The sequence below is a fragment of the Streptomyces sp. NPDC004658 genome (genome assembly GCF_040609555.1).
In the GTDB taxonomy this organism is placed as follows: Bacteria; Actinomycetota; Actinomycetes; order Streptomycetales; family Streptomycetaceae; genus Streptomyces.
This window is the reverse complement of record NZ_JBEXKG010000263.1, coordinates 1-6,363: the sequence shown is the minus strand read 5'-3', so window position 1 is coordinate 6,363 and position 6,363 is coordinate 1. Positions and strand designations below refer to the sequence as shown.

The 6,363-nt window shown below is 71.6% G+C and carries 5 protein-coding genes and 1 pseudogene; 5 read left to right on the top strand and 1 reads right to left on the bottom strand.

Annotated elements, in window-relative coordinates; translation table 11 throughout:
• The 5 genes from ABZV94_RS39290 to ABZV94_RS39270 all read left to right on the top strand — a co-directional run.
• Positions 1–614, top strand: a 614-nt coding sequence (locus ABZV94_RS39290; protein ID WP_356349498.1) for a CHAT domain-containing protein, incomplete at its 5' end; no start/stop codon positions are given.
• A 199-nt stretch (positions 615–813) separates the two neighbouring features.
• On the top strand, positions 814–1,923 hold the full coding sequence (locus tag ABZV94_RS39285) for a hypothetical protein (RefSeq protein WP_356349500.1): 1,110 nt from the start codon (positions 814–816) through the stop codon (positions 1,921–1,923).
• 240 nt (positions 1,924–2,163) lie between these two features.
• Positions 2,164–3,339, top strand: a complete 1,176-nt coding sequence (locus ABZV94_RS39280; protein WP_356349495.1) for a glutathione-independent formaldehyde dehydrogenase — start codon at positions 2,164–2,166, stop codon at positions 3,337–3,339.
• A 236-nt stretch (positions 3,340–3,575) separates the two neighbouring features.
• A complete protein-coding gene (locus ABZV94_RS39275; RefSeq protein ID WP_356349493.1) occupies positions 3,576–4,514 on the top strand; it encodes an SRPBCC family protein in 939 nt (312 codons plus the stop codon).
• Positions 4,511–5,686, top strand: a complete 1,176-nt coding sequence (locus tag ABZV94_RS39270) for a zinc-dependent alcohol dehydrogenase (protein WP_356349491.1) — start codon at positions 4,511–4,513, stop codon at positions 5,684–5,686. Before ABZV94_RS39275 ends, ABZV94_RS39270 begins: the two co-directional genes overlap by 4 nt.
• Before the next feature lie 16 nt (positions 5,687–5,702).
• Here ABZV94_RS39270 and ABZV94_RS39265 read toward each other — a convergent pair.
• Positions 5,703–6,363, bottom strand: a pseudogene (locus tag ABZV94_RS39265) (MFS transporter); the annotation flags it as partial.

The window sequence follows — 6,363 nt, the reverse complement described above, 5'->3', positions numbered from 1 at the left end:
TCAGCGTGTCGCCGTCGGCGGGCAGCTGGCTGCGCGCCCGGGAGACGGCGCCGCCGCCGGACGGCCGGGCCGTGCTGGTGCGTGGCCCCGGTCTCGCGACGGGCGGCGCGGAGGTGCCCGAACTGGCGGACCGGTACGGCACGGCGACGGTCCTGGAGGGCGAGGACGCCCAGGTGCCCCGGGTGCTGGCGGAACTCGACGGCGCGGGCCTCGCCCATCTCGCGGCGCACGGCACGTTCCGCGCCGACAGCCCCCTGTTCTCCGCCCTCCGCATGGCCGACGGCCCGCTGATCGTGCACGACTTCGAGCGCCTGGCCCGCAGCCCGTACCGGATCATCCTGTCCAGCTGCGACACCGCACGCCTCGCCTCGGTCGGCGCCGACGAACTCCTCGGTCTGGTCACGGCGTTGCTGCCGCTGGGCACGGCCGGGGTGGTGGCGAGCAGCGCCCCGGTCAACGACGCGGCGGTGGTCCCGCTGATGCTGGCCCTGCACAAGGGCCTCGGCGCGGGCCTCTCCCTGGCCGAGGCCCTCAGGGACGCCCGTACGGCCCTGCCGGGCGACGCGGTCCACCAGGCGACGGGCTGGGCGTTCGCGGCGTTCGGGGCGGCCTGAGCGGAGGCGCGCTCTCCCGGGGCTGCGCCGTGCGGAGGACGCCTGGCCGGGCCGTCTCGTTCGGATCACGGGATCCACGGATCGGATGTGCCGTCTGCCTGCCGATGGGGGCCAGCGTGTCAGGGCGCGCCGGCGTTGTCCCGGGGGCATCCTGTGGGCACTGGTGATCGCCGGGGCTGCCGACGAGAAGGGGCCGGTCATGCGGGAGTCGTCGCAGGGCGTCACGGTCGTGGCTCTCCTGGCGGATCCGGACGCGCCGACGGAGATCGCGCGGCACATGGCCCGGGTGCTCCCTGCCCGGCTCGCCGACCCGTCAGGCCAGGGGCGGCGGTTCGACGTGGAAGTGGTCAGTGAGCCCTTCACCGCGGGGACCGAGGACCTGTCCACGGTGACGCGCCGCATCAGGGACCGCGCGCGTGCGGAAAGCTGGGACATCGTCGTGGCCCTCACCGACCTTCCGCTGCACGCGCACGGGCGCAAGCTCGTGGTGGATCTGAGTCATGCACACGGCGTGGCGCTGCTGTCCCTTCCGTCGCTGGGGGGCCTGTGTTTCTTCAGAAGGGCCCTGCGGGCGGTGGAGGAGGCCGTGCTCAGCCTGGCGAGCCCGCGAGCCGCCGGGAATGAGGAACCTGCCCAGCGTCAGGCGCCGGGGCCTTTCGCCCGTCGTCTTGCGCCTGTTCACCCGGGTCCGATCGGTGAGGGGGAGACCGCTGATCTGCGGTACGTCGTCAGCGGGCCGCGCGGTTACCTGAGGGTGCTCAGCGGTATGGTCCGCGCCAACCAGCCGTGGCGGTTGGTGCCGGGGCTGTCGAAAGCCCTGGCGGCCGCTCTCGCCACGGGAGCGGTCGCCACCGTGAATTCCACCGTCTGGAGCCTTTCCGAGGCCCTGAGCACGCCACGCCTCGTGATCGCCATGGTGGGTTCCGTCGCGCTCATGATCGGCTGGCTGATCGTGGACGCGCACCTGTGGCACCGGTCGACGGACGCCTCACCGGAGGAGAGGAAGAGGACGGCTCTGTACAACGCCTCCACGGTCATGACCGTGGGTATCGGGGTGGTCATGTGCTATGCGGGTCTGCTGGTCATCAACTTGGTGTGGGCGCTCTTCATCCTCAACGACAAGGTCTTCGCGTCCATGACACGAACCCCGCTGCATGGCGCGGAATACTGGACGCTCTCCTGGTTCGTCGCTTCGATCGCCACGGTGGGCGGCGCGCTCGGATCGGGTCTGGAGAGCGACGAGGCGATCCGGGCAGCCGCCTATTCCAAGCGCGAACAAGAACGTCGCCGCATGCTGGAGGACGACTGATCGATCGGTGAAGGGTTGTTTCGCGGCGAACGCGGACGGGGACCCGCACCGCAGCCGCCGGAGCGCCGAAGCACCGCCTGGCGGGCCGGCCGCACCCACCGCTCCACCTGATCCGGGTGGACGGCCCGCAGAGGCGTGCCGGAGCCACCGACCCCGTCCAGCACGTCCGAGCGTCAGGCTCTTGGCACCGTCTCGTCATCGCCGTGCCGCGGTCATGCCGCGACACCGAGAGAAGTCACCATGAAAGCAGCGGTATATGAAGGACCGCGAACGGTCACAGTGAAGGACGTACCGGACGCGAAGATCGAACACCCCTGCGACATCATCGTCAAGATCACCACTACCAACATCTGTGGTTCGGACCTGCACATGTACGAGGGCCGCACCTCGTTCGAGTCCGGCCGCACCTTGGGACACGAGAACATGGGCCAGGTCGTGGAGGTCGGTTCGGCCGTCCGCAAGGTCCAGATCGGCGAGTACGTGGTCCTGCCCTTCAACATCGCCTGCGGCTTCTGCAAGCAGTGTGAGCAGGGTCTGACCAACTACTGCCTGACCATGCAGCCGGAACCGGCCCTCGCGGGAGCCGCCTACGGATTCGCCGACATGGGCCCCTACCAGGGCGGCCAGGCGGAACTGCTGCGCGTGCCGTACGGCGACTTCAACGCGCTGCGTCTGGGCGAGGACGCCGCCGAACGGCAGACCGACTACGTGATGCTCGCCGACATCTTCCCCACCGGCTATCACGCCACCGAGATGGCCCACGTCAAAGCGGGCGACCAGACCATCGTCTACGGTGCCGGTCCCGTCGGGCTGATGGCGACCTACTCCGCGCTCCTCAAGGGCGCCGGCCGCGTCTGGACGGCCGATCACCAGCCCGACCGGCTGCGCAAGGCGGAGGAGATCGGGGCCATCCCGATCAACACCGCCGAGCAGAACCCGGCGGAGGTCGTCAAGGAGGCCACCCTCGGTCTGGGCGCCGACAACGGCTGCGAATGCGTCGGCTACCAGGCACACGACCCCCAGGGACACGAGGACGCCAGCCTCACGCTCAACGGCCTGATCGACTCGGTCAGGTTCACGGGCGACATCGGCGTGGTGGGCGTGTTCCTGCCCCAGGACCCCGGCGGCGCGGAAGCCCAGGGCGAGCTGGAGGCCCAGGGCAAGGTCCCGATCGAGTTCGGGAAGATGTGGTTCAAGGGCCAGCACATGGGGACCGGGCAGGCGCCGGTGAAGAAGTACAACCGGGCGCTGCGGGACCTGATCGCCGGCGGGAAGGCGAAGCCGGGCTTCGTCGTCTCCCACGAGCTCAGCCTGGACGAGGCCCCCACCGCCTACGAGCACTTCGACGCCCGTGACGAGGGCTGGACCAAGGTGGTCCTGCACCCCGACGGACACGGCAACGGCCACAAACAGTAAAGAGGCCCAGGGCCGCCGGCCGCCCGCTGCCAGGACCGGACCGGTCGACGAGCTGCGTCCAGCCCCGGCTCCGGCCCGGGCTGGACGGGCCGTCGCCTGCGCTTCCGGTCCTGTGCGGAGCGTCGAGGATTGGATGCGGGCCACGCGGAAACCCCGGCGTTGTCCGCTGCGCGCCCTTCACCCTCTCACTCCGGTCGCCCGCCGTCCCTCCGCCTCACCGCTCGTGAGGAGCACCCATGAACACAGACACCCGCTCCCCCTCCCGCCTCCGGCGCGATCCGCTCGTGCGCGGCCTCGGCTGGGCCAGTGCGCTCCTGGGCGTGCCCCAGGTCGTCGCCCCGGCGGGCTTCGCCCGGGCCCTGGGCGTGGACGGCACCCTCCGGCACCGCTCGGCCACGACCGCCGTCGGGGTGCGCGAGCTGGCGGCGGCGACCGGACTGCTGGGGCGGCCGCACCCCGCCTGGCTCTGGGGCCGCGTCGGCGGCGACCTCATGGACCTGACGATGCTGACCCGGGCTCTGCGGAACCACGACGGCCGCGGCCTGGGCCGCACCGTCGCCGCGACCGCCGCGGTCACCGCCATCACGGCCACGGACGTCTACGCGGCCGTGACCCGCACCCGCAGGAGCACCCCCATGGAACTGACCGCGGCCACCACCGTCGCCCTGTCCCCGGACGAGGTCCACGCCCTCTGGCGGGACCTGGAACGGCTGCCGGACTTCATGGCGCACCTGGACGAGGTGCGCGTCACCGGTCCGCGCACGAGTCACTGGCGGGCCGGCGCGCCGTTCGGCAAGACGGTCGAATGGGACGCCGAGACCACCGAGGACCTGCCCGGCCGGCTGATCGCCTGGCGGTCGGTGGACGGTGCCGGCATCGACAACTCCGGCGAGGTCCGCTTCGAGCCCGCCCCCGGCGGCCAGGGCACGGAGATCCGGGTGACCCTGCGCTACGACCTGCCCGGCGGGGCGCTGGGCAAGGCCGCGGCACGCTACTTCGGCGAGGAACCGCACCAGCAGCTGGACGACGACCTGCGCCGCTTCAAGCAGATCGCGGAGACCGGCGAGGTCGTCCGCTCCGAGGGCGCGCCCGGCGGCAAGCGGGCCCGCGGAGAGTTCCCGCAGCACCCGGCCCGGCCGCTGACCGAGGACGAACTGAAGGAGGCCCTGGCATGAAGGCGAACTGCTGGACGGGACGCAACTCGGTCGAGGTGCTGGACGTCCCCGATCCGTCGATCCTGAACAGCCGCGACGCCATCGTGAAGATCACCTCGACGGCGATCTGCGGCTCCGACCTGCATCTGCTCGACGGCTACGTCCCCACCATGGAAAAGGGCGACATCATGGGCCACGAGTTCATGGGAGAGGTCGTCGAGGTCGGCCCCGGCATCAGCGACGGCGCACTGCGCGTCGGCGACCGGGTCGTCGTGCCCTTCCCCATCGCCTGCGGCGCCTGCGCCTCGTGCCGCGCGGAGCTGTACTCGTGCTGCGAGAACACCAACCCCAACGCCGGCATCTCGGAGAAGTTCTTCGGACACCCCACCGCCGGCATCTACGGCTACTCCCACCTCACCGGCGGCTTCGCCGGCGGTCAGGCCGAGTACGCCCGGGTGGTGCTCGCCGACGCCAACGCCCTCAAGATCGAGTCGGACCTCACCGACGAGCAGGTGCTGTTCCTGTCCGACATCCTGCCGACCGGGTACATGGGCGCCGACATGTGCGACATCCAGGAAGGCGACGTCGTCGCCGTCTGGGGCGCCGGTCCGGTCGGCCAGTTCGCCATGGACAGCGCCCGGGTGCTGGGCGCGGAGAAGGTCATCGCGATCGACAAGGAGACCTACCGGCTCGACATGGCCGCCGCCGAGGGCTACACCACCATCGACTTCGAGGACACCGACGTACGGTCGGCGCTGCTGGAACTCACCGGCGGCCGGGGCCCCGACAAGTGCATCGACGCGGTCGGCCTGGAGGCCACCCACGGTGCCTCTCACGTCCACTTCTACGACCGCGCCAAGCAGGCGGTCCGCTCCGAGACCGACCGGCCGCACGCCCTGCGCCAGGCCATCATGTCCTGCCGGAGCGGGGGCGTGGTGTCGGTCATCGGCGTCTACGGCGGGCTGATCGACAAGTTCCCGGCGGGTGCCTGGATGAACAGGTCCCTGACCCTGCGCACCGGGCAGTGCCACGTGCAGAAGTACATGAAGCCGCTGCTGGGCCTGATCGAGCAGGGCAGGATCGACCCCACCCGGGTCATCACCCACCGGCTGCCCCTGACCGAGGCACCGACCGGCTACGACCTGTTCAAGAACAAGAAGGACCGCTGCGAGAAGGTCGTCCTCACGCCGTGAGGGCGGCACCGATGACCTACTGGCCGGGCTCGCCCCGCCACTCCCCGTCCCGGCGGGCCCAGCGCACCGCCGGGGCCACCGCGAGGCCCGCCGCCGCGAACAGCAGGCCCAGCGCCGCCCAGCCCGGCGCGCCGTGGGCGATCGCGGTCACCGTGACCAGGGCCGGGCCGGACATCATCCCCGCCGACATACCGGCACCGAACACGCCCTGGTAGACGCCGTGGACGCGGGCGTCGGCCAGTTCGTACCCGAGCGTCCAGCCGCCCGCCGCCGACAGCACCTCGGCGAGGACCTGCACCACCGCGCCGGCGGTCAGCGCCGCCACCGCCCACACCGGGGACAGGCCCGCCGACAGGGCGTACACGGCGCAGGAGGCCGCCAGCAGCAGGCCCGACCAGCCCATCGCCCGTACGGCGGACGGGACTTGGGAGGCCCTGCGGGCGACCCGTACCTGGAGCAGCGCCACCAGCACGCAGTTGACGATCATCAGCAGAGCCGCCGTCCAGCGCGGCGCCTCGGTGCGCTCCACGATCCACAGCGGCAGCCCGACCTCGGACAGCGAGTACTGCACGACCAGCACCGCGTTGAGGACGGTCACCGTCAGGAACGGCAGGTCCCGCACCGCCCGCCAGCGCTGCGCGGCCGGGGCGGCGGCGTCCGGCGCGGCCCGCCCGGCC